Origin of the sequence: Fictibacillus marinisediminis, from assembly GCF_023149135.1 — a bacterium.
GTDB lineage: Bacteria > Bacillota > Bacilli > Bacillales > Fictibacillaceae > Fictibacillus_C > Fictibacillus_C marinisediminis.
Window position 1 is genome coordinate 759,607 of record NZ_JAIWJX010000002.1, and the last position, 24,877, is coordinate 784,483.

Consider the following 24,877-nt stretch of genomic DNA (forward strand, 5'->3'; position numbering starts at 1 on the left):
TTTCTTTAATAAAATCATACACTTTATTAGGTAGTGATAACAGTTATTATGAAAGTGAAACCCCAGGACTTTTCGGTGGACACCGAAAGAATAAAATATATGGGGAATTGGACTGTCCATCAGCATTAAATGCAATTGCTAAAGGTGGTTATATTAAGAATCGAGTCTTTTTTGCTACTGAAGATATAGCTGTAGCTGCTGGTTATCGTCCATGTGGAAACTGCCTTCATGAAAAATATGTTAAATGGAAAGAAACTAAAAAAAATTAGATTTAAGCATAAAATTAAACATTATAAGCAAAACTGGGGTTTTAAACCCTTTCCCTTGACATTATACCTATAGGGGTATATTATGAAGCGGTAGAACAAACCGTAAAGGTGTCTGGAAAGAGGTGAAGCTAATGGAATACGATAACAGTGTGAAAAACCGGCTGAAGCGAATTGAGGGACAGATTAAAGGCGTCCTTTCAATGATGGAGCAAGGAAAAGATTGCCGGGAGATCGTAACCCAACTGTCAGCAGCCAGGAATGCGATGGACCGGACAATGGGTGTGATCGTCAGCCAAAACCTTGAAAAATGTGTGCGAGAAAACGTTGAAAAAGGTGCTTCTACAGAACATCTGGTGAAGGAAGCTGTAGAATTATTAATTAAAAGCAGATAAAAGTTCTTCAAACTCTAGCTTTCTAGGGTTGACGGACTTTTTATTTCAAATATAATATACCCGTACGCGTATAGGTAATTTTTTTTACACGATTTTATACCCCTACGGGTATAATGGAAAGGGAGAAATAAGGAGGAAAAACTATGAGTGAACAAAAGAAAAAAACGACGATTGTTTTATTCAGCGGAGATTATGATAAGGCAATGGCAGCTTATATCATTGCAAATGGAGCCGCGGCTTACGATCATGAAGTAACCATATTCCATACATTCTGGGGATTAAATGCGTTAAGAAAAGAAGAGCATCCTGCGCTAAAGAAAGGTTTTCTTGAAAAAATGTTCGCCAAGCTGATGCCAAAGAGTGCAGACAAAATGGGATTATCCAAAATGAACTTCGCGGGAATGGGGCCCAAGATGATCAAACATGTCATCAAAAAACACAATGCAATGACATTGCCTCAATTGATTGAAATGGCCAAAGAACAAGACGTTAACCTGATTGCATGTACGATGACGATGGATTTATTGGGTCTGCAGCAAGAAGAACTGATGGATGATATTGATTATGCGGGTGTAGCTGCCTATTTAGGTGAAGCATCTGAAGGCAACGTAAATCTGTTTATTTAACATGATAAGGGGCAAAGCTTATAAACTGCTCGAGAGCCATGGATTTCAAGTGGTGAATATGGCTGGCGGTATGCTGGCATGGGAAGGTCCAACAGAGTAAAAAAATTTCGGGAATTAATATACCCCTATAGGTATATATGGAGGGATAATGATGGTTAAAGCAAACGTAACACTCGATGCGAAAGGAATGGCATGTCCGATGCCAATTGTAAAAACGAAAAAAGCAATAAGTTCTCTAGAGGCTGGAGAGGTCATTGAGGTCCTGGCCACCGACAAAGGCTCAAAAGCTGACATGAAGGCTTGGGCAACCAGCACTGGTCATCAGTATTTGGGCACGATTGACGAAAACGGGGTACTGAAACACTACATCCGTAAAGCCAGCGGTGAGGAAGCTGAGGAGAAACGCTATCCTCATGTTATTACAAACGAGGATCTTTCAAAGCTGTTGGATGAAAAGAAAAACATCATGGTTCTCGATGTCCGAGAAACAGCCGAATATGCATTTGGCCATATTCCAAAAGCTATTTCCATTCCACTTGGCGATTTAAACGATCGTTTAAATGAATTAAAACAGGATGCTGAAATTTATGTGGTGTGCAGAACCGGAAACAGAAGTGACCTTGCTGCACAGCAGCTAACGGCAGCAGGTTTTAACATCGTTACCAATGTCGTTCCGGGAATGAGCAATTGGGAAGGACCTGTTGAAAAATCAGTTGAAGCCAAGTTTTTGGAGGGATAAGAAATGACTGTAAAAGAGATGACGGCAAAGCAATTGGCAAGAAGAGTGATTGAGCAATCAGAGTTGTTTATTCTTGATGTACGAAATGAAGATGCGTTTGCCGACTGGAAGATTGAGGGGAAGAATATTGAACATTTGAGCGTACCCTATTTTGGCCTTTTGGATGGGGTAGAAGGTATTTTAGATCAAATTCCAGCTGATAAAGAAACCTTGGTTGTTTGTGCCAAAGAGGGCTCATCCGTTATGGTAGCAGAAATGTTATCAGAGGAAGGCCGTTCTGTGTCATACCTAAAAGGTGGCATGAAAGCATGGAGTGAATATTTGGAGCCGGTGAGAATTGGTGATCTTAAAGACGGCGGGGCGATCTATCAATTCGTGCGCCTGGGAAAAGGCTGCTTATCCTATCTGGTTGAATCAGATGGTGAGGCATTGATCGTAGATGCAGCCCGAATGGTTGGACCGTATGAAACGTTCGCTGAAGAAAAGGGCCTAAAGATTAAGTATTTGGCAGATACTCATCTTCATGCCGATCACATTTCTGGCGGCAGAATGCTTGCGGAAAAAGCGGGGGGAACCTATTGTTTTCCTCCTAAAGATGCTGAGGAAGTGACATTTCAATTTCAACCGCTGGAGGAAGGGAAGGGTCTTACGGTAGGCCGTACTACGGTTTCTGTAAATCCTATCTATTCACCGGGGCATACGATTGGGAGTACAACTCTTCTTGTGGATGATCAATATTTGTTAACCGGGGATATTCTGTTCGTTGAATCCATCGGCCGACCGGATCTTGCAGGTAAGGCAGAAGATTGGGTTGGAGATTTAAGAAACACACTTTATGCTACCTACAAAGAACTCGATGGAAAGTTGATTGTATTGCCTGCACATTTTTCTAACGTATCTGAACTTGGTGAACAGGGGCAGGTAAACGCTCATTTAAGCGACTTGTTCAAAAACAATGCTGGACTTCATCTTGATGAAGAAGAGTTTAGAAAAGCAGTAACCGAAAACCTGCCTCCTCAGCCTAATTCTTATCAGGAAATTCGTGAAACCAACATGGGGAAATTGAACCCTGATCAAGAAAAACAGCAAGAGATGGAGATTGGCCCCAACCGCTGTGCGATTCACGGTTAATAAAAAAGGAGGAATAAAACGATGAAAGCAGATAAATTTTTAGATGCAAAAGGACTGGCATGCCCGATGCCGATCGTTAGAACGAAAAAAGCGATGGATGAATTGGAATCCGGTCAGGTGCTTGAAATCCATGCTACAGATAAAGGTTCGAAAAGCGATCTCTCCGCATGGGTAAAAGCAGGTGGCCATGAATTTTTGGAGCAAACGGAAGAAAACGGAGTTTTTACGTTTTTTGTCAAAAAGAAATAAAAGAGGAGATCGGGGGTGTAAAGAATGGACGCAGGCTATCTCATTACGATCTTCATTATCGGCTTTATCGGCTCTTTTATTTCTGGAATGCTGGGTATAGGCGGAGCAATTATTAATTATCCCATCCTATTATATATTCCCCCTTTATTGGGTTTCGCAGGATTTACAGCACATAATGTATCAGGCATCGTTGCCGTACAAGTGTTTTTCTCAACACTTGCTGGAATTCTGGCCTATCGCAAGGGTGGATTTATCAATGGAAAGCTGCTGATGATCATGGGGACGAGTTCCCTTGCAGGCAGTTTTATTGGGGGGTATGGTTCACACCTGCTGCCTGAGAGCGGCATTAACATTATTTATGGATTGATGGCCGTTACAGCAGCCATCATGATGATGCTCCCGAAAAAAGAAAAAGAGAATGCTTCAGGAGCAGATGTATGTTTCAACGAAAAACTTGCAGGAATTTTAGCCTTTATTACCGGGGTTTTTGCAGGTATAGTAGGTGCAGGAGGAGCTTTTATCCTAGTTCCTATTATGCTTGTCGTTTTAAAAATTCCAATCCGGATGACAATTGCAACCAGCTTGGGAATTACATTTCTATCGTCCATCGGATCAGTCATTGGAAAAATGGCAACTGGGCAGATTCTGTACCATCCGGCCGTCATCATGCTGATCGTCAGTTTAATTGCTGCTCCGTTTGGAGTTAAAGCAGGAAAGAAAATGAATTCAAATGTCCTGCAGGTTATTCTTGCAGTATTGATCATCGCAACAGCATTAAAAATATGGATCGATATTTTAATGACATGATAGAAAGCCGCCTTTTATAAAAGGGCGGTTTTTTTGTTCAATACTTTTTAATACCTACTTACTTTTTACGCGTTGGTAGTATATAATACATAGGAACATTCCTTTAAGTGGAATAGTCAGTCTGTCAGCTTTGCAAACTAAGAAAACAGAATGATAAAATTAAAAGCAAACATCTGTTTCATAAAAAAGGGGATTAAACATAATGGAACAAGCGAAACTTGACTCTAAAGTTCTTTCCATACTTGAAGATAAAATTCAGCTGATTAAAACACCTGAAGGGGGCGGTATCTATTTGGTCGGACCGATTCGCCTGCCTGTGAACCTCTACGGGGAAACAGTCGTCTTTCAGTGGTATTGCTGGCTTCAAAGAAATGAAATTACGGATGATTACGAAAAAATTATTGAAAAATTGTCTTCTGACAACCTGGCCGAATACCAGCAGTCAAGCGTATTGGTGTACGGAGACTTTGAATACAATGAAGAGGCCTTAATTCGTATGCATTCCATTTGCCATACAGGAGATATTTTCGGAAGCAAACGCTGTGACTGCGGATTTCAATTAAAGCAATCCATGCAGATGATTAAGGAACATGGAACTGGCGCTCTCTTTTACCTTGCCAATCACGAAGGAAGAGGCATCGGTTTATTCTCAAAAGCGATGGCTTACGTTCTTCAGGAAAATGGCTACGATACAGTAGAAGCAAACCTGAACTTAGGATTCGTCGATGATTCAAGGAACTATGAGGACGCTATACATGTATTAAAAGCGCTGCGTAAAAAACCCGTCACATTAATTACAAATAACCCTAAAAAGCTGGCGGCCTTAAAAAATTCAGGCATGCATCTGTCAGGTCGGACACCATTATGGGGAGACGTTTCAGAGTTTAATGAGACTTACCTGAATACAAAGGTAGCCCGCTCCGGACACTTAAAAGAGGAAGAAGGCTGCCCAAATGGCTAATCATGAATTTTATATGAGACTGGCACTTGATAATGCACGTGCGATGAAGGGCCAAACGGATCCTAATCCCATGGTCGGGGCGGTCATTGTTAATGATAACCGAATCGTAGGAATCGGGTCACACTTAAAGCCGGGGGAACCACACGCTGAAATTCATGCGATCCGGATGGCGGGTGAGAAGACAGTAGGAGGAACGATTTATGTTACCCTTGAACCTTGCTCACATCACGGAAGAACAGGGCCATGTGCTGAAGCCATTGTGAAAGCCGGTCTTAAAAAGGTAGTGATCGCAAGCCTTGACCCTAATCCGCTCGTTTCAGGCAGAGGCGTCGCCATTTTAAAAGAAGCGGGTATAGAGGTCATAACGGGTGTTCTTGAGCGTGAATCGCAAAACATGAATGAAGTATTCAACAAATTTATCGTCCAGAAGAGGCCGTTCGTAACGACTAAATCAGCGGTTACACTTGATGGCAAAATATCCACCTACACTTCAGACAGCAAGTGGATTACGTCGGAAGAAGCACGGACAGACGTTCATAACATCCGTAACGAGAACATGGCCATTCTTGTGGGTGTCAATACGGTGATCAAGGATGATCCTGAGCTAACAACAAGGATTCCAAACGGCCGAAATCCGATAAGGGTGATCCTCGATTCAACGTTAAGAATCCCGCTTGAATCAAAGGTTGTTCAGGACGGCAAAGCAGAATCGTGGATCTTTACTACCGAGCGCGCCAGTGAAGAGAAAATAAAAGAGCTTGAAAATGCAGGGGTCTCTGTTTTTGTAACAAAAAGCCCCGGCGATCAGGTAAGCCCTGTGGAAGTCGTTGACCTGCTGGGAGAACAGCTCGTTTCATCACTCATGATTGAAGGAGGAGGAGCTGTTATTGCGGCTTTTCTTCAGCATCAGCTCGTTGATAAAGTGGTAGTTTATATGGCACCCAAACTGGTTGGCGGAAGCCATGCGCCTACTTTTCTTGAAGGAACGGGGATCGAAAAGATGAGCGATGCGGTTGAACTGCGGGATTTGAGCGTCGAACAAACAGGCAATGATTTTAAATTCACCGGTTACCCGGTGTATCAGGGAAAGTAAGGAGAGTCACATGAAATTCGGTTTTGATATAGATGATACATTGATTAATTTAAGAGGATACGCGTTTTCCATTTACAATAAGAAATTAAATCAAAAGAATGCACTGGATGTTTTTGAGGAATTGAAAACAGTGGAGATTCATCATCCGTTTGGCCTCAGTGATCAGGAGGGCAAAGAGATGTGGAACAGCTCGCTCGAAGAAATATATTTTACATCCTGTCCTCCATATCCAAAGGCAGTAGAAACGCTGCAAGAGCTTCATCAGCAGGGCCATGAAATCTATTACATTACTGCCCGTCCTGGAGAACATGGCGAGCGTACAATGGAATGGATGATTCAGCAAGGCTTTCCAGTAGAGGAAGATAAGTTTTTCTGTGGGATGAAGGACCATGAAAAGGTAAAAATCATCGAAGAGTTAGGTTTGGATTATTATTTCGATGATAAACCAAGTGTCCTGGAGACACTGTCCAGCGATACACTGAAGGTCTTTGTGAGGGACCAGTCGTATAACAGGCATTACAAAGCCGAACGCCTTACAGACTGGGGAGAATTGAAAGGGATTCTAATGGAGAAGAACAGCAGATAAATCTGCTGTTCTTTTTTAATTTAAGGGCATGTTGCAGGGTGGCTGGTTTTCCGTAATCAAGCATTGGCTAGTAAATGTTGAGTTTTGGACAGGATTTTTAGAGTTTGGCCAGTAAATCAGTAAGCTCGGCCAGTAAATTCCATGTTCTGGCCAGTAACGGGATTGAAGGAGAGTTTGGTATGCAGTGTAGCCCGCAAAGCTTATGGAGCAACCCTTTTTTGGGGGAGTCGATAGATCATATTTGATCATGTATGAGAGGGTAAAAATGGATGCCGCCCGATTATTCTGTTCAGGCGCCAAATTATTCCCTCAAGGCGCCTGAATATTTGCTTCAGCCGCCAAATTATATACCCCAGGCGTCCGATTGCCCTATGACTCTAACCAAACACACTTCGAAACGCATTAAACTCCCTGAAACCCACACATTCAGGCCCAATAAGGAAAAAGAATAGCTTATTAGCGGATTTTTACTCGGCTGTCCTAAAAAAGTCGTCGTTTTATACGCTCTTTTGGGACACCCTTTTTTTTATTTTTTTTAGAAACATTGACAAAGACAGTGTATATACATATGATATAAGCAAATGTTGCGCGAGGGAAACAAATAAGAGTGGAGGAAAAATAAATGGATGGGACTAAATGTGGAATCTTGTTTGAAGGCAAAAAAGGCGACTTCATTCGCATCACCTCCATGGAGATCGAAGGTGTGATGAGAAGAAGGCTGCTGGATCTTGGTTTTGTGCCGGGAGCTGTTGTGGAAGTTATAAGGAAAAGTCCGCTGGGAGATCCCATTGCTTTTCGGGTGAGCCAGACGACGATTGCTTTAAGGAAAGAAGAGAGCACAAGAATACAGGGGGAGCTGATACAGCGTGACTGATACATTTCGTGTAGCCTTAGCCGGCAATCCGAACACTGGTAAAAGCACTTTATTTAACGCTTTAACAGGACTGAAGCAGCATACCGGAAACTGGGCAGGCAAGACGGTTTCGGTTGCTGAAGGTACCGTTAGGCATAAAGATAAGCAGTACAGGTTTATCGATCTGCCGGGCACGTATTCCATTTTTTCAAATTCAGCGGATGAAGAAGCAGCCAGAAATTATATCATTTTTGAAAAACCTGACATTACACTCGTTGTCGTTGATGCTACGTCTCTTGAACGGAACCTGAACCTCGCTCTTCAAATCCTGGAGATGACAAAGAATGTGGTCATCTGCATTAATCTGATCGATGAGGCAGATAAAAGAGGCATCACGATCAATGAACGTTTAATGGCGAGGCGCCTTGGGGTTCCCGTTATTAAACTATCCGCAAGAAACAGGGCTGGATTTCCTTTATTGCTTGATACGATTGATCGGATTGTATCTGGAAAGATCACGTGTGAACCTGCACAATTCAAATATGATGGTGAAATTGAAGCCGGGATTGCTTCTTTGGAGCCTTTCGTAAAAGAAGTTGTGGATGACCGTATTTCATCCCGATGGGTAGCATTACGTTTGCTGGACGGAGATGAATCCCTGCTGAACGAGCTGAATGAAAGATTAAAAGCGAAGGAGGAAACAGTATGCAATCTGAGCTAGCTGGCCATTCAGGTGATTTAAACCAGTTGTACCAAAGAGCAAAGGAGATGTCGTCACCTAACCTTCGCGACAAGATCGTACAAAATCTGTATCAGGAGAGCAAGCAGTTATGTGAAGATAGTGTTTCCTATGGAAAGACAAAACGTGATAAGCATACGGAGAAGCTTGATGCTATCTTCACGTCGCCGATCTGGGGTTTTCCCATCATGATCGTTATGCTGGGTATCGTGTTCTATCTAACGATTGCTGGAGCCAATATTCCATCTGACATGATTGCCAGTTTTTTTGGATGGCTGGAGAATTACATCACCTTACTTTTTCAGTTCATGAATGCTCCAGACTGGCTGCACGGACTGCTGGTTTTAGGATTGTACCGGGGAACGACCTGGGTGATCAGCGTGATGCTTCCTCCAATGGCGATCTTCTTCCCGACGTTTGCACTGTTGGAGAACTATGGATATCTCCCAAGAGTAGCGTTTAACATGGACCGAGTGTTTAAAAAAGTCGGGGCGCACGGAAAGCAGTCCTTAACGATGGCGATGGGATTTGGCTGTAATGCGGCCGCCATGCTGTCCTCAAGGATTATTGAGTCACCAAGAGAGCGGATGCTCGCGATCTTAACCAATAACTTTGTTCCGTGTAATGGAAGATGGGGAACGCTGATTGTCCTGGCTTCGCTGTTTATGGCGGCCGGCTATACAGGCGGCGCAAAGTCACTTGTGACGACAGCGGTCATTGTTGGAATCGTTCTTTTTGGAATTCTAGTGACCTTTCTGGTTTCGTGGGTTCTTTCCAAAACCGCTCTAAAAGGGGTTCCAACTCACTATACATTGGAGCTTCCGCCTTACCGTCGGCCTAAGTTCTGGGAAACAGTGATCCGTTCTTCACTTCAGCGCTCTTTATCCGTATTGATGAGAGCGGTGAAAGTGGCTGCACCCGCTGGAATCTTAACTTGGGTACTGGCCAACGTGAATGCAGGGGATCAGAGTATTTTAATGCATGTTGTCAATTTTTTAGATCCGTTCGGGCAAATGCTCGGACTTGATGGCTACATCCTAATGGCGTTTCTTGTAGGGCTGCCTGCAAATGAGATTGTCTTGCCGATTTTGATCATGGGCTATCTCTCTACAGGAGCCATGACAGAAGTTGATAATCTCGGTGATTTAAAACAGATTTTTGTTAGCCATGGCTGGACGTGGCTGACCGCGTTGAATATGATGCTCTTTTCTTTGCTTCATTTTCCATGCGGTACGACACTGGTTAACATTTATAAAGAAACAAAGAGTGCTAAATGGACCTTCCTGTCATTTATTATTCCTACAGCGATCGCTATTCTCGTTACGTTTGCAATTGCCCAAACGGCTAGATGGATAGGGTAGCAATAGAGGTCCTTGAACCCATCATAAAAGGCTAAAGACAGGCATAAGTATAAACTATGAAAAGCTTCTGTATAATCAGAAGCTTTTTTCTATATAGCGTGATTGGAAGATATGGAAAACAGGGAATTAAAATATAAACGATGAGCAGGGATATCGTAGAAAGGATTGTTTTATGAGTGAATACTGGGCTGAGAAGGCATTGGTCAAATTCGAATCTCAGTTTGATCAAAACAACTCATACAACATAAAAAACAACAGTCGGCTATCAGATAAATCAAAGGTATGGAAGTATATGGACTTTGCTAAGTTTGTCAGTATGCTATATCAAAAATCCTTGTTCTTTCCAAAACCTTCGCTGTTCGTGGATAATCATGAAGGCAGTTATTCGGCGCTGGATGTTAATAATATTTTGAATGATCCTTTATCCTATCTGACCATACCTGTGGATGAAAGACTATCGAAAGAAGAGAAGCGAAGCCAGCTTCACGAATACATCAAGCAGATGCATGATTATGTCGGAGTGAACTGCTGGCACTTGAACGAAGAGGAATCTGCGGCCATGTGGAATCTGTACTTGAAGTCCGATGAAGGCATCGCCATCTGCTCTACTGTGGAGAAATTATACAGCAGCATATCGGATAAGAGGTTTCATACGTATATAGGACAGGTTCAGTACATCAACTTCAATTCTGAAATGGCGAGCCTGAATCCCTATGAAACGCTCTTTTACAAACGCCGTTCCTTCAGTCATGAGAACGAGATCCGTCTGCTCGCATTTGATAATCCGAATAACCGCATTTTTGACCATAAAGACGGAGCATATGTACATTGTAATTTGAACACATTAATTGATGAAGTGTATGTATCGCCAACAAGCCCTGAATGGCTGAGGGAGGTGGTACAGTCCGTTCTGGAAAAATACAGGCTTCCGTTTAAATCTGTGATTAAATCGTCGTTATATGAAGGACCATTTTATTGAAATTTCAGCAGCGGCCGTCTAAGGCTGCTTTTTCTATATCCATCCTAAAAAGGTTGCACATAACAGGATGCATTGCCATAATATATATGAGCATATATTCATATATGAAAGGAGTTATTGCTATGGGACATTCTCATGATCACCAGCACCACCATCATCACGCCAGTGGAAATAAGGATGCATTAAAGTGGGCTTTCATTATCATTACTCTGTTTATGGTGGTTGAAGTCATCGGAGGAATAATGACCAACAGTCTGGCGCTGTTATCAGATGCAGGGCATATGCTGAGCGATTCAGCGGCACTTGGATTAAGTTTTTTAGCCATGACGTATGGTAAGAGGGCCTCTTCTCATTCTAAAACATTTGGTTACAAACGTTTTGAGATTTTAGCAGCTTTTATTAATGGAATTGCTCTGATCGCGATCGCTATCTATATCTTTTGGGAAGCGTATCATCGTATTTTACAGCCTGTCAGTATTGTCAGCTCTGGCATGCTGATTGTGTCAGTCATCGGTTTTGTTGTGAATATCATAGCTGCATTTATTCTGATGAGAGGCGATAAAGATGAAAACATAAATGTAAGAAGTGCTTTTCTGCATGTGCTTGGAGATCTGCTTGGATCTGTAGGTGCGATTATCGCAGCCCTCCTTATTATGTTCTTCGGTTGGGGATGGGCGGATCCGGCAGCAAGTGTTATAGTAGCTGTCCTTGTACTGATAAGTGGCTGGAGGGTAACGAAAGAATCCATCCACATCTTAATGGAAGGGACTCCAGCCAACGTCAATATAGATAAGGTTAAACAAACACTATTATCCATTCAGGAAGTAAAAGAGGTGAATGATCTGCATGTCTGGTCAATCACTTCAGATTTTCCGGCCTTCAGCTGCCACCTGGTTACGGATACCGGGATTGATCAGCAAGCGTTGTTAATACAAGCAAACAGCCTGCTGCATGATGAATACCATATTGAACACACGACGATACAGATTGATGCAGGCGGCCATCCTTGTAAAAAGGGGGATCACTGTAACTAATACGAAAGAGCTGAGCTCAGTTAACCTCATGGCTGTGAGCTCGGCTTTTTTAGAGATGCGGCAAGTTTTTGTAAAATCACATCCTCATTCGCTATAATAAATATTGACGTATCATTTTACATACAAAATTCACATCCCGAGGAGGAACTATGTTAGCAGATATTTGGCCGCCGATCTCTTTGTCCATCAGTATTGCGGCAACAGCCTGGCTCATCGTTATAATCATCGGGGTTATACTGGGTAAGACTATGGCAGGCAGGCGTTTTAAAGGAAAAGTGATCATTGAAACGATGCTGATGATGCCGCTCGTACTCCCTCCAACGGTTATTGGATTTTTACTTATTGTTGTGTTTGGAAAGAGGAGTCCGGCTGGACAGCTGATCGAAGCGGTGTTTCATCAACCGATCATTTTTACATGGTGGGCGGCTGTTCTTGCTTCAAGTGTGGTGGCTTTTCCTCTTATGTATCTATCGGCAAAAACAGGTTTTGAAGGTGTCAATCAAGAGATCGAGGATGCAGCCAGGGTAGATGGAGGCGGGAGATGGAAGGTGTTTCTTCTTATTTCTGTTCCTCTCTCTATGACATCCATTATTTCTGGAGCAATCTTAAGCTTTGCAAGGGCGCTTGGCGAGTTCGGAGCAACTTTAATGTTTGCCGGAAATATCCCGGGTCAGACTCAAACGATTCCGACCGCTATCTATCTTGCCATTGATTCAGGGAACATGAGGGAGGCTTGGCTTCTCGTCCTCGCAAGCATCAGTATTTCTTTTGTAATGCTGACAGCAGCCTATCGGATAAAAGGTTAAGCAGCAGGTAATGGCCCAGCCGTTGCCTGCTTTTTTGTGCAAAAATGAAACCTTAGAGAGTGTTGTCCGTATATAACGGTAAACATTCATTTCAACAGGAAGGTTGATTGTGATTAAAATGATTTTTTCAAAGATTGGTAAAGGCGGGGCCGCTGTGGATCTGCAGCTTACAGGCTCAACTTATGTGCTTGGAGGGATATTAGAAGGCCGGATTGTGGTAAGGGGAGGAGGAGCTCCTCAGATGATCCACTCGCTGTCAGTGAATCTGCTCGTTGAGTATGAAATAAAGGGCGTCCGTTCTACCAAAGTGATGTGCTCCGTTTCGGCAGCTAAACAGTTTGTCATTGATGCAGATGAAGTTATTACTCTTCCAATTATTTACCCATTGCCAGAAGATTTGCCGATCTCTTGCCACTCTGTTTCTTATTCACTTTGTACGCGTCTCGAGTTGGAGGATGGGATGGATGTAAGGAATACGGAAGGTGTTACGCTTAAGGGCACGGATGCTTTCCTGCAGATTTTCTATGGACTTGGCGCTCTCGGATTCCGTGAAAGTGCAGAATCGGGAGAGTTCAACGGGTCACTTCAGACGTTTGTTTTTTTCCCTGCTGTACTGATGAAAGAAGAAATAAGAGAAGTCCATATCCAGGCAGGGAGTGAAAATAACGGAATCCGAATTTTACTGGAAACCCATTGCCGTCAAGGCGTGATAAATAGGAAAGAACACTTTTTTTTGAATGAAAAACTAAGAAACCGACAAGACGTTGAAGACGAGCTTAAAGCTAAACTGGCTTATATGGCTAAGGCTCGAAACATCTCTTAATATACGGAGCACAAAAAAGGAGGATTTATAAAGATATGTTTTTTCACCCGATGGATTTTTTGATCATCATTGCATTTGCCGTCTCGTTGTGGGCGCAGTTTAAAGTTAAAGGGAATTTTAAGAAATGGTCACAAGTAGAGGCTCATTCCGGGAAAACTGGGGCTGAAATCGCAAGGTCGATCCTGGATGACAACGGGTTGCACAATATCCCGGTTGAACCGGTCCGCGGGACGCTAACTGACCATTATGACCCTGTTTCGAAAGTGGTGCGCCTCTCAGAACCGGTATATTACGGGGATTCCATCGCATCTGTTTCTGTTGCTGCTCATGAGGTCGGCCACGCCGTTCAGCATAAGCAATCCTATGGTGCATTAGCGCTGCGCCACCGTATGTTTCCATTGGTAAACCTGACCTCCGGTGTTGCCCCATTTCTATTGCTGGGAGGGTTTCTGCTTGATCAATTTTCATTGATCGGTATTGGAATTGTGCTGTTCTCATTCGCAGTCTTCTTTCAGCTTGTTACGCTTCCCGTGGAGTTTAATGCCAGCTCACGGGCAAAACAGTATCTTGTGACTGAAGGATTTATCCGCAATGAGGAAGAGCGGGGAGTGAACAAGGTACTGAACGCCGCGGCTCTTACGTATGTGGCCGCTGCATTGATCTCTCTCCTGGAACTTTTGAAATTCATCATGATTTTTTTTCAGGGTGAACGGGAGGAATAACATCAATATTGTAAAAAAGATGTTTCTCTTGATGAGAAACATCTTCTTTGATTTCTACTATACTTAACGGTAAAACATGAATTAATAGACTCCGCCGTAGCCAATTCCTCCTGCACCAAAACCGCCTCCGCCAAATCCGCCTCCGAAGCCCCCAAAGCCTCCGAAGCCGATACACGCGCATCCAACGATGATCAAAAGAATGAACAATACGACAATTAAAGCAAAAGAAGCTCCGCCGCCGCCAAAAAAACTCATAGTTTACACCTCCTCAACTTAGAATATGATGGCTTGACTTAATTGGTTTAGGCAAGCTGTGAAATGTGCCGGTGTCTTTGGAATGATAGTTAACGTATAGGTGAAACAACCATTTTGGTAACCAACCTTGTCTCAGAGAATAAACTGGCTATATACCACACAAGGAGGATCTATACTTGTACGAACACATGAGTAATATTCAGCCAGGCTATCACATGCCGAAAGACAATAAAGCGTACCAGGTAAGCCCAAGCCACAAACAGCACTGGATGCATCTCTGCAAGCAGTATGCAGGAGCCAACTGTGAGATTGAGATGGCAGATGGTAAGATTTATCATGGAAAGATTCATAGCCATGATAATGACAACATTTATCTCATCATGCCTATGCAGCACAGAGACGAAGCATCTGAACGCTTCTTCCCTGGTTTTGGCTTCGGAGGCTTCCCTGGTTTTGGTTTCGGAGGTTTTGGTTTCAACCCGTTTTTCGTAGGACCTTTTTTCCCGGGCTTCGGTTTGTTCGGTTTTCCTTTCTTCGGATTTAGAGGTTTTAGACGTTTCTGGTGGTAATTAATGTGTCAGTATTGTCCTGTTTTAAAAAGGCTCTTTTCTAAAAAATTGTTGCTTTGGGGACATTTATGTATAGAAACTTCATTGATCAGTTGATTGGAGTGCAAGGTGCGAGACTCCTCGAAAATGAATTTCACATTTTCTTCGTGCGATAAAACGCTGCCGAAGCCTTCCTTGTCCTGCGGGAGTAGCGGGACAGGTGCGCAGTCGCCTGCGCCGAGGAGGCTCACCGCACGCCCCGCGGAAAGCGAGCAGCCTGAAACGGAAATCAATCACTCCCAAGATCAGCAAAGGTTACGAAAACAGCCTTAAAAAAGAGAACCGCAGACTCCATCGTCTGCGGTTCTCTTTCTTATGATTGTTTATTTGTCAGACATGAACGCTTCAATGTCTTCTACTGTACGAATAATGTCCTTTGAAAGATTCTCATATCCGTCTTCGGTTACGAGAATGTCGTCCTCAATCCTGATGCCGATTCTTTCATCTTCAATATACAAACCAGGTTCAATCGTAAGGACCATTCCTGGCTCAAGAACACGGTCTTTGTATGAACCGACATCATGAGTGTCGAGTCCGAGGAAATGGCTGACGCCGTGGTAATAATAATTAGACAGCTCGGCTTTTTCTTTAAATAAGCCGATTCTTATGCATTCTTCTGCGAGAACGGCTTTCGTGTGTTCATTTAATTCTGCGAACTTTAGGCCTGGTTTAATAAGGGCTGTTGTTTCTTTCAATGCTTTAAGAACAATGTTATAGATTTCCTTCTGACGGGAAGTGAATTTTCCATCAGCAGGGAACGTGAAGCTGATATCAGCATTGTAATAGTCCTTTTGAGCACCAAGATCCAGTAATATGAGATCACCATCATTGATCTTAGAATCATTGTCTTCATAATGCAGAACAGTAGCGTTTTTTCCGCCTGCCAAGATGGTATGGAAGGCAAAATCCTTAACGCCTGATGATTTGAGGACAAAGTCAAAGTGCGCTTCGAGCTGGTTTTCCATCATACCGGCTTTTGCATGTTTTAGTACGTTATAGATGCCTTCTTTCGTAATGTTGATGGCTTCCTTAATCTTTTGAACTTCCTCTTCGGTTTTGAACACTCTTAATTCTGTAATGAGAGGATACGCATTTTGAATCGCAAGATGAGGATAATGCTCCTGTAAATGCTTTGCGAAGGAGAAAGCCTTGGTTTGTGCTTCAGACCATTCTCTGCGCTCCAAATCTAAGTATACATTCTTTACGGATTCTGCAAAAAATGTTCTTGCCATGGACGTTTCAAAGGTTTCCAGATATGAAATGCTTTTTATCCCGGAAAGGTTCTGAGCTTCCTCTTTTGTCAGTGACGCGCCAACCCATTTTTCCATCACAGGATCTGCTTTCTCGATGAAAAGCGTCTCTTCCACGGAAGTCTCCGTTTTTTTCATGACGAGGATGATGTTTTGGCGGTTAATCCCCGTTAAATAATAAAAGTTGCGGTTCGGAGTAAAGGGATATCGTTCATCGGCAGATTTATAAGGGGCCTGGCCGGCAAAAAGAATAGCTGTTGATTCAGCAGGGAGCTGGTCTGTTAGTTTTTTTCTGTTTTCAATAAAAAATGATGCTTCCATGGGATCCTCCTCAGTAGTTTTAAAATTAAACTGACTATGTGGTTTATTATCATTGTATTTTTAATGGAATTTTTCGTCAATCAAATACGATAGTAAATTTTAAATATTTAGTGATCCAAATCAAGAATGGAAACGTTAGCTAGATGAAAACAAAGTATTTAGGATGAAAACGATGGCACGAATATTTGTTAGAACTTTGGGTATTATTTTTATCGTATTAGGAATTGTTGGTTTCATTATAACGATGGAGGGACTCTTTCATCTGACGCCGGTCCACAATATTGTTCATTTAGCTCTAGGAATTGTGGCGATCATTATGAGCGGTACAAAAGCGAAGGCGAAATTGTATGCGAAAGTGTTCGGATTTGTGTATCTGCTTGTTGCTATCTTAGGTTTATTCACACATGAATTTGCGGGAATCCATTTTCTTGCGGCAGACAACGTGCTGCATTTCATCATTGCTTTTGTCTCAATCTTTACGGGATTCGCATCCCGGGCATCGAAATCAGCAAACAAGACAGTTTCAAATTAAAGCTCATGGAAAAAGGGTATGTCCGCTGACAAATCCTTTTTTTCACGAGGAAAAATGGAGCGGCGTGCCGAAATGAATAGGGAGGCAAAGGGGAAGTCGGCCGGTTGATAAAGAAAGAAAAGTGACCGTAAAGAGTACATAAGAAGTATAGAGATGAATACAGGACTAAAACAGCAATTACGAGAATCCTATGATAAAGAATCGAAGAGCAGAAACGGACAGGAGACGCAAACATGGAAGGTTGAAGAGAGACGAATATTTGCTGACCTGCTCTTGCGTGATAACAAAAAAAGCCTTTTGGACCTTGGTGCCGGGCCGGGGCGTGACAGTCTATTTTTTCATCAAGAAGGATTGTCCACCCTGTCTCTTGATTTATCACCTGAGATGGTTGGATTATGCCGGGAAAAAGGACTGGCTGCAGAAGTAATGAGTTTTGACAGTTTAGTATTTGCAGATGAGTCGTTTGATGCTGCATGGGCATTGAATTCTCTTTTGCACGTACCAAAAAGCGAGATTTTAAATGTACTCGAAGGAATAAAGCGAGTGTTAAGGCCAGGCGGACTCTTCTTTATGGGAGTGTATGGCGGCCTTGATTCTGAAGGGGTATGGGAAGGCGATTCCTATGATCCGAAGCGATTTTTTTCCTTCTTTACGAATGAAGACATTCAAGAGACGGTGTCTTCTGTTTTTCACATTGAAAGGTTCCATGTGGTTCCCCCTGAAGTGATTGGCGGTTCTAGCTTTCAGTCCTTGATTTACGAAAATAGTCTTGCTGGAGGGGGAAGGTTAGGCTCGAGAATGTGGGAATGGGCGTGAATAGCTTTCGCTTATGAACAGGGTAAGCCTGATTACCTGTTCAATGCTCATGTCTTCATTTGTTTCACAAACTGGCTGGCTCATACTTCGCCGCCAGCCCATTCCTGCTTGTTAGATGAATAAATTTGAGGGTTTCTCTTCGCATCAGTAAGTGGTGTATAACAAGGAGGTTATCCAAATAAGAAATTAAAAAAGACAGGGCCTTTTTACGGCCACTGTCTTTTGTTTTATACGGCGCTTTTAGCATACGCTTCAAGCTTGCGATAGCTTGCTTCTTCTTGTGTAAATTCTTCTTCTTGTTCAAATACAAATTCTTCTGGAGAGTTGAAGTCAAATTCAACCGTTCCAGAAAAGACATAGGTTGCGTTTCCTTTAAGCAGTACAGAATAGCCGCTGCTTTCTTTCAGTTCATTTACTTTGCAGCGCACCATACCGCCGTTGTTTAACACTGTAATATCTTTTTCGGGATGATTGATGCCTAGCCGGCACGTAATCAGGCTTGCTGCGGACATCGCTGTTCCGCATGAGTTAGTGATTCCCACACCGCGTTCATACGTTTGGACAAAGATTTTTGAATCACCCAAATCTTTGACGAAACTGACATTCACGCCCTTGGGAAACACACTTTTTAATTCATTCGCTTTTTTCCCGATCTCTGCTACTTGATCTTGATCAATATCATCGACAAGTGTAATGATATGCGGATTCGGCATACTTACTGCAGTGAAGGCCAGTTCTGGAGACAATTCAGGAATCACCTTATTTTCAAGTGTTTCTTGGTCATGGATTAAGGGCAAGGTGTGAACATCAAACGAGACAGGTCCGATCAGAACTTCAAAGGTTTGAATATCGCCGTAAATATTTTCAGTTCTTTGTACATCGAGGTTTGCTTTTAGCGTTTCGACGATGGCATGATCCCTTCCTAATAACTCAGTAATGTATCTTCCTGCACAGCGGAGCCCGTTGCCGCACATTTCCGGCTCGGTGCCATCTGAATTGAAAATCCGGTATTTAGCATCCGCTTTCTCGCTTTTTTGGATAAACAAAATGCCGTCCGCCCCAATAGAGTCTTTGCGGTCACAGAGGACTTTTGTCAAAACGGTACGTTTTTCATCATCGAGTCCGTAATCATTGCTGTATTCATCAATTAAAATAAAGTCATTGCAAGAGCCATGTGTTTTTAAAACGTCAATTTTCAATGGTCTTCGTCCTTTCGTTCCGCCGAATTTCTTATTAGTATCATAACAAGAAACATAAAAAAATGTTAACATCAAATAATAGAAATTACAGAGCATTAAGCTTCATGATCAAGATTAGGCGTGGTATATATAATAGTGTAAGCTAAATAAGGGAGGGAATAAAATGAAAGAGATTCAAACTTTAGAAGAATTTAATGAAGTCATTTCAGCGGATAAAGAAACCATTATGATTTTTACAGCGGGCTGGTGTCCGGACTGCCGCAGACTGGAAGTATTCATTGGAGATATTATCGAAGAACACAACGACAAAGCCTGGTATGAGATCGACCGGGATAAGTTTCCGGAACTTGCTGAAAAGTACGAAGTCATGGGAATCCCAAGCTTGCTTTTGTTTAAAAATGGAGAGAAACTCGCCCATCTTCACAGTGCCAATGCAAAAACACCAGAAGACGTTCGTGCTTATCTGGAGAGCCTTCCAGTATAAAGGAATAAGAAAAGCCGCCTCATATGTTGTGAGGCGGCTTTTCTCTGTCCAGCTACAGCACCTTGGAATGACCGCAGGCTCGATATTCTTTTCGACTGTTCTTCATCCGTGACATCACATTGCATACCAACTACATCAAAAAGACTCGTGTTGTTTTTTTGCTATAGCTATATTTTACTCCTGTATGTATCATGGGTAAAATGAATGTTAATAATATAATTTATAACTTTTAGTTATGAGAGGATGCATTTATGGATTTAAGGCAATTAAAATATTTTGTAGAAGTCGGAAAACAGAGAAGCTTTACGAAAGCAGCAAACACCTTGTTCCTTTCACAGCCGAGCTTAAGCAAGATGGTCAAATCTCTGGAAGAAGAGCTTGAAGTTCAGCTCATTGACCGATCGGGGAGGCATATTGAGCTAACGGATGCGGGACATGCGGTTTACAGCCATGCGCAAGAGATCCTCCATTCTATGGAAGATCTATCTTCTTCTTTATATGATGTGATGCATTTGAAGAAAGGAACCGTATCGATCGGTCTGCCCCCGGTTATTGGAATATTGTATTTTCCAAAGATCATTGGTGATTTTCAAAAATCTTATCCTGAGATTGCCATCAAGCTGGTGGAGTACGGTGCGAAAAAAATAGAGGATGAAGTGCTTCATGGCAATCTGGAACTTGGAATATCGGTGCTGCCTGTAGATAACGAGCTGTTTGATGTGGTTCCATTCATGAAAGACGTAATGACGCTGATCGTCAGCAGCCAGCATCCGCTTGCCGAAAAGGATCAGGTGGAGCTGAAAGAATTAAGCAATGAGGATTTTATCTTTTTCACAGAAGAATTTGCTTTGTATGATTACATGCTTACACAATGCCGCCAGGCCGGTTTTGAACCGCAGATCGCTTATAAAAGTTCACAGTGGGACTTTATTACAGGTCTTGTAGGAGAGAACCTTGGCGTTTCTTTTCTCCCGCAGTCCATCTATGAGAAAGTAAATGATCAAAAAGTGAAAAAGGTGGAGATCAAAGGCAAGGAAATCCCATGGCACCTGGGAATTGTGATGAAAAAACATAAATATAAGACCTTTGCCATCAAAGAATTTATAAGCCATCTTTTACGGTACCATTAATATTACGAATAGGCATGAGAGGATGAAACACGACTAAGCCGCCAAGCTTTCTGTCACGATTAATCTTGTGATAGATTAGGAAACATAACTAAGTACTTTAACACGAAGGGATTGTGGAGAATGAACGAAACGATAAAAAATATTCTTTCTCACCGGTCGATCCGCCGGTTTAAAGATGAACCGATTCCGCAAGAAACCATTGAAACGCTTGTCCAATGTGCTCAGGCTGCTTCCACTTCCAGCTATCAGCAAGTATATTCCATCATAGGAGTGGAGGAGCAGAGTTTAAAGGACAAGCTTGCTGAATTGGCAGGCGATCAAAGCTATGTGGCCCAGAATGGCTACTTCTTCGTCTTTTGCCTTGATTATCATCGCCATCAGCTTATGGCTGAAATGACAGGCGGAAATGTTGATGCGACCGTACAATCCAAGGAAGGATTCATGGTAGGGATGATCGATGTTGCTCTTGCCTCACAGAACCTTGCTGTGGCTGCAGAGTCGCTTGGCTTAGGCATCGTCTATATCGGTGGTATTAGAAACAATCTTCGGGAAGTTTCCGAGCTGCTTCGCTGCCCTGATCATGTAGTGCCGCTGTTCGGCATGGCTGTCGGCTTTCCTGATGCCTCCCCTGGTCTAAAACCGCGTTTGCCTCAAGAAGCCGTCTTCCATAAAAATCAGTACAAGGATGACGAAAAAGCGCTGCCGGTTTTAAAGGAATTCGAGATGAAAACGGCAGAGTACTATAAAGAGCGCACAGGCGGAGCCCGGGATGAAGGGTGGGCCACTCAAATGGCGAGAACAATGGCGCAGCCAAAGCGGACCTATATGAAAGAATTTATTGAGTCGAAAGGGCTTGATAAGCAATAGCGAGAAAAAGTTCTGAGATATGATGTTTGAAATGAAAATAAAACAACGTTATACTTGTATCATGCTTTACAATTAAATATGTTTCCTTCGGGGTCGGGTGAAATTCCCAACCGGCGGTGATGAGGATTTGTCCTCTTAGTCCGTGACCCGGCTGTGCAGTGTGCATAGACGGTGGATCTGGTGAAACTCCAGAGCCGACAGTATAGTCTGGATGGGAGAAGGAATGAAGAACGCTTATTTGGCATTGTTTAAAAATACAATCCTTGAAAGCTTATTTCGTCATAACTGTTTATTGATGCTACGAGTTTATTCAGAACAATAAATAGGAACCCCCGGGAGAATTGTGTCTTCCGGGGGTTTTTTTGTTTCTGATGCTTAATCATCAAGTTCAGCCCATTCCTTAAATTAAGATATTTCAATAATAAACTCAGGGGGTGAATGAATGTTTACAGGAATCATAGAAGAATTAGGAACCATTGAAGGAATAAAAAAAGGCAATGAAACCATTGTACTCACCATTTCAGCTGCAAAAGTTCTCGATGATGTACAGCTCGGGGACAGCATTTCTGTAAACGGAGTTTGTCTCACGGTCACTACCTTTTCTGAAAAGAGCTTCACTGTTGATGTGATGCCGGAAACGTACAGAAGTACAGGGCTGAAAGAATTGTCATTCCATTCTAAAGTCAACTTGGAGCGGGCCATGGCGTCCGGCGGAAGGTTTGGAGGGCACTTTGTCAGCGGACATATCGACGGAACGGGAGAGATTGTCCAGAAACGGCCTGAAAAAAATGCCATCTATTATGACATTAAAGTACCGCAGCACCTTGCGAACTACCTTTTGCTGAAAGGTTCAGTTGCTGTAGATGGAACGAGCCTGACGATTTTTGGACTGACAGATGATACGTTTACGATCTCCTTGATCCCCCATACGGTCTCACATACCGTACTGGGTGCAAAAGCAAAGGGAGATTCGGTAAACATCGAGTGCGACATGCTTGGAAAATATGCTGAAAAATTTCTGTCCGGTAAGACTCAGCCGGAGAACAAGAAAACAGCCATCACGATGGACTATTTAACGGAGCACGGATTCTAGAGGCAAAGGAGGGTTTTACATGTTTCACAGCATAGAAGAGGCCGTACAGGATTTAGTTATGGGAAAACCAGTAATTGTGGTAGATGATGAGGATAGAGAGAATGAAGGTGACTTTGTTGCCATTGCAGAAAAAGTCACACCCGAAACCGTAAACTTTATGGCCAAGCATGGAAGAGGGCTGATCTGTGCGCCTATCGATGAGCAGCTTGCTGCTAAGCTTGAGCTCTCTCCAATGGTCAGCCATAACACAGACCCTCATGGAACAGCCTTTACGATCAGTATTGATCATAAAAGTACCACAACCGGCATTTCTGCACTTGAGCGGGCAGTTACCATTCAAAAGATGGTGGAGGAAGAGTCGAAGGGAGCTGATTTTAAACGCCCGGGACATATCTTTCCTCTGATCGCAAAAAAAGGCGGCGTCCTTCAGCGTGCGGGCCATACGGAAGCTGCTGTAGACCTGGCGATTCTGGCTGGTTGCAAACCGGCGGGGATGATCTGCGAGATCATGAATGAGGATGGAAGCATGGCTAGGGTGCCTGAACTGCAGGAAATCGCCCGAGAACATGACTTGAAGTTCATCACCATCAAGGATTTAATCCAATATAGAAACCAGAAGGAAAAGCTGGTGGCTAAAGAAGTTGAGATTAAGCTTCCGACGGAATACGGAGAGTTTACGGCAATCGGTTTTACCAATTTAATCGATGATAAAGAACATGTTGCCCTCGTTAAGGGTACCATCGATCCAGATCAGCCAGTGCTTGTGAGGGTTCACTCAGAATGTTTAACAGGGGATGTATTTGGTTCCTACCGCTGTGACTGCGGCCCTCAGCTTCACGCAGCGCTCCGCCAGATCCAGGAAGCTGATTCTGGTGTGCTATTGTACATGAGGCAGGAGGGCAGAGGGATTGGACTTCTTAATAAAATGAAGGCCTACAAGCTCCAGGAAGAGGGCTACGATACGGTAGAAGCCAATGAAATGCTTGGATTCGCACCAGATCTCAGAAATTATGGTATCGGAGCACAAATCTTGAAAGAGCTCGGTATAAAGAAGATGCGCCTGCTGACGAATAATCCGCGAAAGATTACAGGATTAAAAGGCTATGACCTTGAAGTGGTGGAGCGCATAGCGATTCAAATGCCGTCAAATAAAGATAACGAAAAGTATTTAAAAACAAAACAAACAAAACTAGGGCACTTGCTGCAGTTTTAATCAGAGGAGGAAATTTAATAATGGCAACGATTTATGAAGGGAATTTAGTTGGATCAGGATTAAAGGTTGGAATTGTAGTAGGTCGGTTTAATGAATTTATTACTGGAAAACTGTTAAGCGGGGCGCAGGATGCTTTAAAACGCCACGGTGTAGAAGAAGAGAACGTCGACATCGCTTGGGTGCCTGGAGCTTTTGAAATTCCATTGATCGCCAAGAAAATGGCAGACGCGGGCAAATATGATGCCGTTATCACCCTTGGAACAGTCATCCGCGGCTCTACACCTCATTTTGACTATGTCTGCAACGAAGCGGCAAAAGGCGTTTCCGCTGCTTCTCTTCAGTCTGGTGTACCTGTCATTTTTGGAGTCCTGACAACAGATTCCATTGAGCAGGCGATAGAGCGTGCTGGTACAAAAGCCGGAAACAAAGGATGGGAAGCAGCTGCTGCAGCCATCGAAATGGCTAATTTGAACCGACAATTTAATTTTTAATGATTAACCAGGAAAAAAATCCGCAGACCGCGGATTTTTTTCTTTTTTGGGAAGATGGGAGTAGAGAAAATACAGTGTTTTTCATATTGACATTATAGTTAGAATAGTGTTAATATTAGCAAAGTCAAAAACAATACCAAATTTTTGAAGGGATGGTTGGTCATGAAAAAGTCAGTAAAAATCGATGATGTTCGTCATATCGCTGTTTCTCAATTTCATAGGGCGGCCGGCCACCCAGAGATGAAAGAACACTAGTCATTCTTTTTCGTTTATTCACAGGCACCGGTCACATTTTCCTTTGTGAGGTGTCTTCTGTTTTTCTAAGCATATCGCCACAGGGGCGGTATGCTTTTTTCTTTTGTCTAGCTCCAGCACCCAGGGCTGAAAACGTATTTCTTGTTTTCAGCATGATGAAATCCATAACATTATTTCATCCCTAGTCCTCGGA

General features: G+C 42.9%; 31 protein-coding genes and 1 riboswitch. Of the genes, 27 read left to right on the plus strand and 4 right to left on the minus strand.

What is annotated here, in order from left to right; all coding sequences use genetic code 11:
* Positions 1 to 8: 8 nt before the first annotated feature.
* From LCY76_RS04230 to LCY76_RS04315, 18 genes are all read left to right on the plus strand, one after another.
* Positions 9 to 269: an Ada metal-binding domain-containing protein gene (locus LCY76_RS04230; RefSeq protein WP_248254586.1), complete on the plus strand. Its 261-nt coding sequence runs from the start codon at positions 9 to 11 to the stop codon at positions 267 to 269.
* A gap of 131 nt (positions 270 to 400) precedes the next feature.
* Complete coding sequence (locus LCY76_RS04235) at positions 401 to 661, plus strand: metal-sensitive transcriptional regulator (protein ID WP_248251576.1); 261 nt, start codon at positions 401 to 403, stop codon at positions 659 to 661.
* A gap of 143 nt (positions 662 to 804) precedes the next feature.
* Positions 805 to 1,287, plus strand: coding sequence for a DsrE/DsrF/DrsH-like family protein (locus LCY76_RS04240; RefSeq protein ID WP_248251577.1), 483 nt, complete (start codon positions 805 to 807; stop codon positions 1,285 to 1,287).
* Positions 1,288 to 1,435: 148 nt separating this feature from the next.
* On the plus strand, positions 1,436 to 2,026 hold the full coding sequence (locus LCY76_RS04245) for a sulfurtransferase TusA family protein (protein WP_272885566.1): 591 nt from the start codon (positions 1,436 to 1,438) through the stop codon (positions 2,024 to 2,026).
* Positions 2,027 to 2,029: 3 nt separating this feature from the next.
* Entirely contained in the window at positions 2,030 to 3,157 is a 1,128-nt protein-coding gene (locus tag LCY76_RS04250; protein ID WP_248251578.1) for an MBL fold metallo-hydrolase, read from the plus strand.
* Positions 3,158 to 3,178: 21 nt separating this feature from the next.
* Entirely contained in the window at positions 3,179 to 3,406 is a 228-nt protein-coding gene (locus tag LCY76_RS04255) for a sulfurtransferase TusA family protein (RefSeq protein WP_248251579.1), read from the plus strand.
* Between the two features lie 24 nt (positions 3,407 to 3,430).
* A complete protein-coding gene (locus LCY76_RS04260; protein WP_248251580.1) occupies positions 3,431 to 4,213 on the plus strand; it encodes a sulfite exporter TauE/SafE family protein in 783 nt (260 codons plus the stop codon).
* Between the two features lie 202 nt (positions 4,214 to 4,415).
* Complete coding sequence (locus LCY76_RS04265; RefSeq protein WP_248251581.1) at positions 4,416 to 5,174, plus strand: GTP cyclohydrolase II; 759 nt, start codon at positions 4,416 to 4,418, stop codon at positions 5,172 to 5,174.
* Positions 5,167 to 6,267, plus strand: a complete 1,101-nt coding sequence (gene ribD, locus LCY76_RS04270; RefSeq protein ID WP_248251582.1) for a bifunctional diaminohydroxyphosphoribosylaminopyrimidine deaminase/5-amino-6-(5-phosphoribosylamino)uracil reductase RibD — start codon at positions 5,167 to 5,169, stop codon at positions 6,265 to 6,267. Before LCY76_RS04265 ends, ribD begins: the two co-directional genes overlap by 8 nt.
* Positions 6,268 to 6,277: 10 nt before the next feature.
* Positions 6,278 to 6,853, plus strand: coding sequence for a 5' nucleotidase, NT5C type (locus tag LCY76_RS04275; RefSeq protein ID WP_248251583.1), 576 nt, complete (start codon positions 6,278 to 6,280; stop codon positions 6,851 to 6,853).
* 622 nt (positions 6,854 to 7,475) lie between these two features.
* Positions 7,476 to 7,727, plus strand: coding sequence for a FeoA family protein (locus LCY76_RS04280; RefSeq protein ID WP_248251584.1), 252 nt, complete (start codon positions 7,476 to 7,478; stop codon positions 7,725 to 7,727).
* Positions 7,720 to 8,427, plus strand: a complete 708-nt coding sequence (locus LCY76_RS04285; RefSeq protein ID WP_248251585.1) for a FeoB small GTPase domain-containing protein — start codon at positions 7,720 to 7,722, stop codon at positions 8,425 to 8,427. Before LCY76_RS04280 ends, LCY76_RS04285 begins: the two co-directional genes overlap by 8 nt.
* Positions 8,412 to 9,806, plus strand: coding sequence for a nucleoside recognition domain-containing protein (locus tag LCY76_RS04290; protein ID WP_248251586.1), 1,395 nt, complete (start codon positions 8,412 to 8,414; stop codon positions 9,804 to 9,806). The genes LCY76_RS04285 and LCY76_RS04290 overlap by 16 nt, the downstream gene beginning before the upstream one ends.
* Before the next feature lie 172 nt (positions 9,807 to 9,978).
* The gene (locus LCY76_RS04295) at positions 9,979 to 10,785 is read left to right on the plus strand and encodes a DUF2971 domain-containing protein (protein WP_248251587.1); all 807 of its coding nucleotides are present in this window, start codon (positions 9,979 to 9,981) and stop codon (positions 10,783 to 10,785) included.
* Positions 10,786 to 10,907: 122 nt separating this feature from the next.
* Positions 10,908 to 11,819, plus strand: a complete 912-nt coding sequence (locus LCY76_RS04300; protein ID WP_248251588.1) for a cation diffusion facilitator family transporter — start codon at positions 10,908 to 10,910, stop codon at positions 11,817 to 11,819.
* 149 nt (positions 11,820 to 11,968) lie between these two features.
* A complete protein-coding gene (gene modB / locus LCY76_RS04305; protein ID WP_248251589.1) occupies positions 11,969 to 12,625 on the plus strand; it encodes a molybdate ABC transporter permease subunit in 657 nt (218 codons plus the stop codon).
* 118 nt (positions 12,626 to 12,743) lie between these two features.
* The gene (locus LCY76_RS04310) at positions 12,744 to 13,448 is read left to right on the plus strand and encodes a sporulation protein (RefSeq protein WP_248254588.1); all 705 of its coding nucleotides are present in this window, start codon (positions 12,744 to 12,746) and stop codon (positions 13,446 to 13,448) included.
* Positions 13,449 to 13,483: 35 nt separating this feature from the next.
* A complete protein-coding gene (locus LCY76_RS04315; protein ID WP_248251590.1) occupies positions 13,484 to 14,170 on the plus strand; it encodes a zinc metallopeptidase in 687 nt (228 codons plus the stop codon).
* An 81-nt stretch (positions 14,171 to 14,251) separates the two neighbouring features.
* On the opposite strand, the gene LCY76_RS04320 is transcribed toward LCY76_RS04315, so the two are convergent.
* Complete coding sequence (locus LCY76_RS04320; protein WP_248251591.1) at positions 14,252 to 14,425, minus strand: YjcZ family sporulation protein; 174 nt, start codon at positions 14,423 to 14,425, stop codon at positions 14,252 to 14,254.
* A gap of 176 nt (positions 14,426 to 14,601) precedes the next feature.
* Between LCY76_RS04320 and LCY76_RS04325 the strand changes: the two genes are divergently transcribed.
* A complete protein-coding gene (locus LCY76_RS04325; RefSeq protein ID WP_248251592.1) occupies positions 14,602 to 14,994 on the plus strand; it encodes a hypothetical protein in 393 nt (130 codons plus the stop codon).
* 362 nt (positions 14,995 to 15,356) lie between these two features.
* Here LCY76_RS04325 and LCY76_RS04330 read toward each other — a convergent pair whose 3' ends face one another.
* Complete coding sequence (locus LCY76_RS04330; RefSeq protein WP_248251593.1) at positions 15,357 to 16,604, minus strand: aminopeptidase P family protein; 1,248 nt, start codon at positions 16,602 to 16,604, stop codon at positions 15,357 to 15,359.
* A 172-nt stretch (positions 16,605 to 16,776) separates the two neighbouring features.
* Here LCY76_RS04330 and LCY76_RS04335 point away from each other — a divergent pair, with 172 nt between their 5' ends.
* Positions 16,777 to 17,136, plus strand: a complete 360-nt coding sequence (locus LCY76_RS04335; RefSeq protein ID WP_248251594.1) for a DUF4383 domain-containing protein — start codon at positions 16,777 to 16,779, stop codon at positions 17,134 to 17,136.
* A gap of 153 nt (positions 17,137 to 17,289) precedes the next feature.
* A complete protein-coding gene (locus tag LCY76_RS04340) occupies positions 17,290 to 17,952 on the plus strand; it encodes a class I SAM-dependent methyltransferase (RefSeq protein ID WP_248251595.1) in 663 nt (220 codons plus the stop codon).
* Between the two features lie 227 nt (positions 17,953 to 18,179).
* Here LCY76_RS04340 and dapF read toward each other — a convergent pair whose 3' ends face one another.
* Positions 18,180 to 19,151, minus strand: coding sequence for a diaminopimelate epimerase (gene dapF, locus LCY76_RS04345; protein ID WP_248251596.1), 972 nt, complete (start codon positions 19,149 to 19,151; stop codon positions 18,180 to 18,182).
* Between the two features lie 163 nt (positions 19,152 to 19,314).
* Here dapF and LCY76_RS04350 point away from each other — a divergent pair, with 163 nt between their 5' ends.
* The 6 genes from LCY76_RS04350 to ribH all read left to right on the plus strand — a co-directional run bounded on the left by LCY76_RS04350 (position 19,315) and on the right by ribH (position 24,429).
* Positions 19,315 to 19,635, plus strand: coding sequence for a thioredoxin family protein (locus LCY76_RS04350; RefSeq protein WP_053355588.1), 321 nt, complete (start codon positions 19,315 to 19,317; stop codon positions 19,633 to 19,635).
* A gap of 251 nt (positions 19,636 to 19,886) precedes the next feature.
* Entirely contained in the window at positions 19,887 to 20,765 is an 879-nt protein-coding gene (locus tag LCY76_RS04355; RefSeq protein ID WP_248251597.1) for a LysR family transcriptional regulator, read from the plus strand.
* A 120-nt stretch (positions 20,766 to 20,885) separates the two neighbouring features.
* Entirely contained in the window at positions 20,886 to 21,632 is a 747-nt protein-coding gene (gene nfsA / locus LCY76_RS04360) for an oxygen-insensitive NADPH nitroreductase (protein WP_248251598.1), read from the plus strand.
* 79 nt (positions 21,633 to 21,711) lie between these two features.
* Positions 21,712 to 21,859, plus strand: a riboswitch (FMN riboswitch).
* A 215-nt stretch (positions 21,860 to 22,074) separates the two neighbouring features.
* Positions 22,075 to 22,725, plus strand: coding sequence for a riboflavin synthase (ribE, locus tag LCY76_RS04365; protein ID WP_248251599.1), 651 nt, complete (start codon positions 22,075 to 22,077; stop codon positions 22,723 to 22,725).
* A gap of 19 nt (positions 22,726 to 22,744) precedes the next feature.
* Complete coding sequence (locus LCY76_RS04370; protein WP_248251600.1) at positions 22,745 to 23,938, plus strand: bifunctional 3,4-dihydroxy-2-butanone-4-phosphate synthase/GTP cyclohydrolase II; 1,194 nt, start codon at positions 22,745 to 22,747, stop codon at positions 23,936 to 23,938.
* A 20-nt stretch (positions 23,939 to 23,958) separates the two neighbouring features.
* The gene (ribH, locus tag LCY76_RS04375; protein ID WP_053355583.1) at positions 23,959 to 24,429 is read left to right on the plus strand and encodes a 6,7-dimethyl-8-ribityllumazine synthase; all 471 of its coding nucleotides are present in this window, start codon (positions 23,959 to 23,961) and stop codon (positions 24,427 to 24,429) included.
* A 286-nt stretch (positions 24,430 to 24,715) separates the two neighbouring features.
* Here ribH and LCY76_RS23785 read toward each other — a convergent pair whose 3' ends face one another.
* The gene (locus LCY76_RS23785; RefSeq protein ID WP_272885567.1) at positions 24,716 to 24,850 is read right to left on the minus strand and encodes a hypothetical protein; all 135 of its coding nucleotides are present in this window, start codon (positions 24,848 to 24,850) and stop codon (positions 24,716 to 24,718) included.
* Positions 24,851 to 24,877 lie beyond the last annotated feature (27 nt).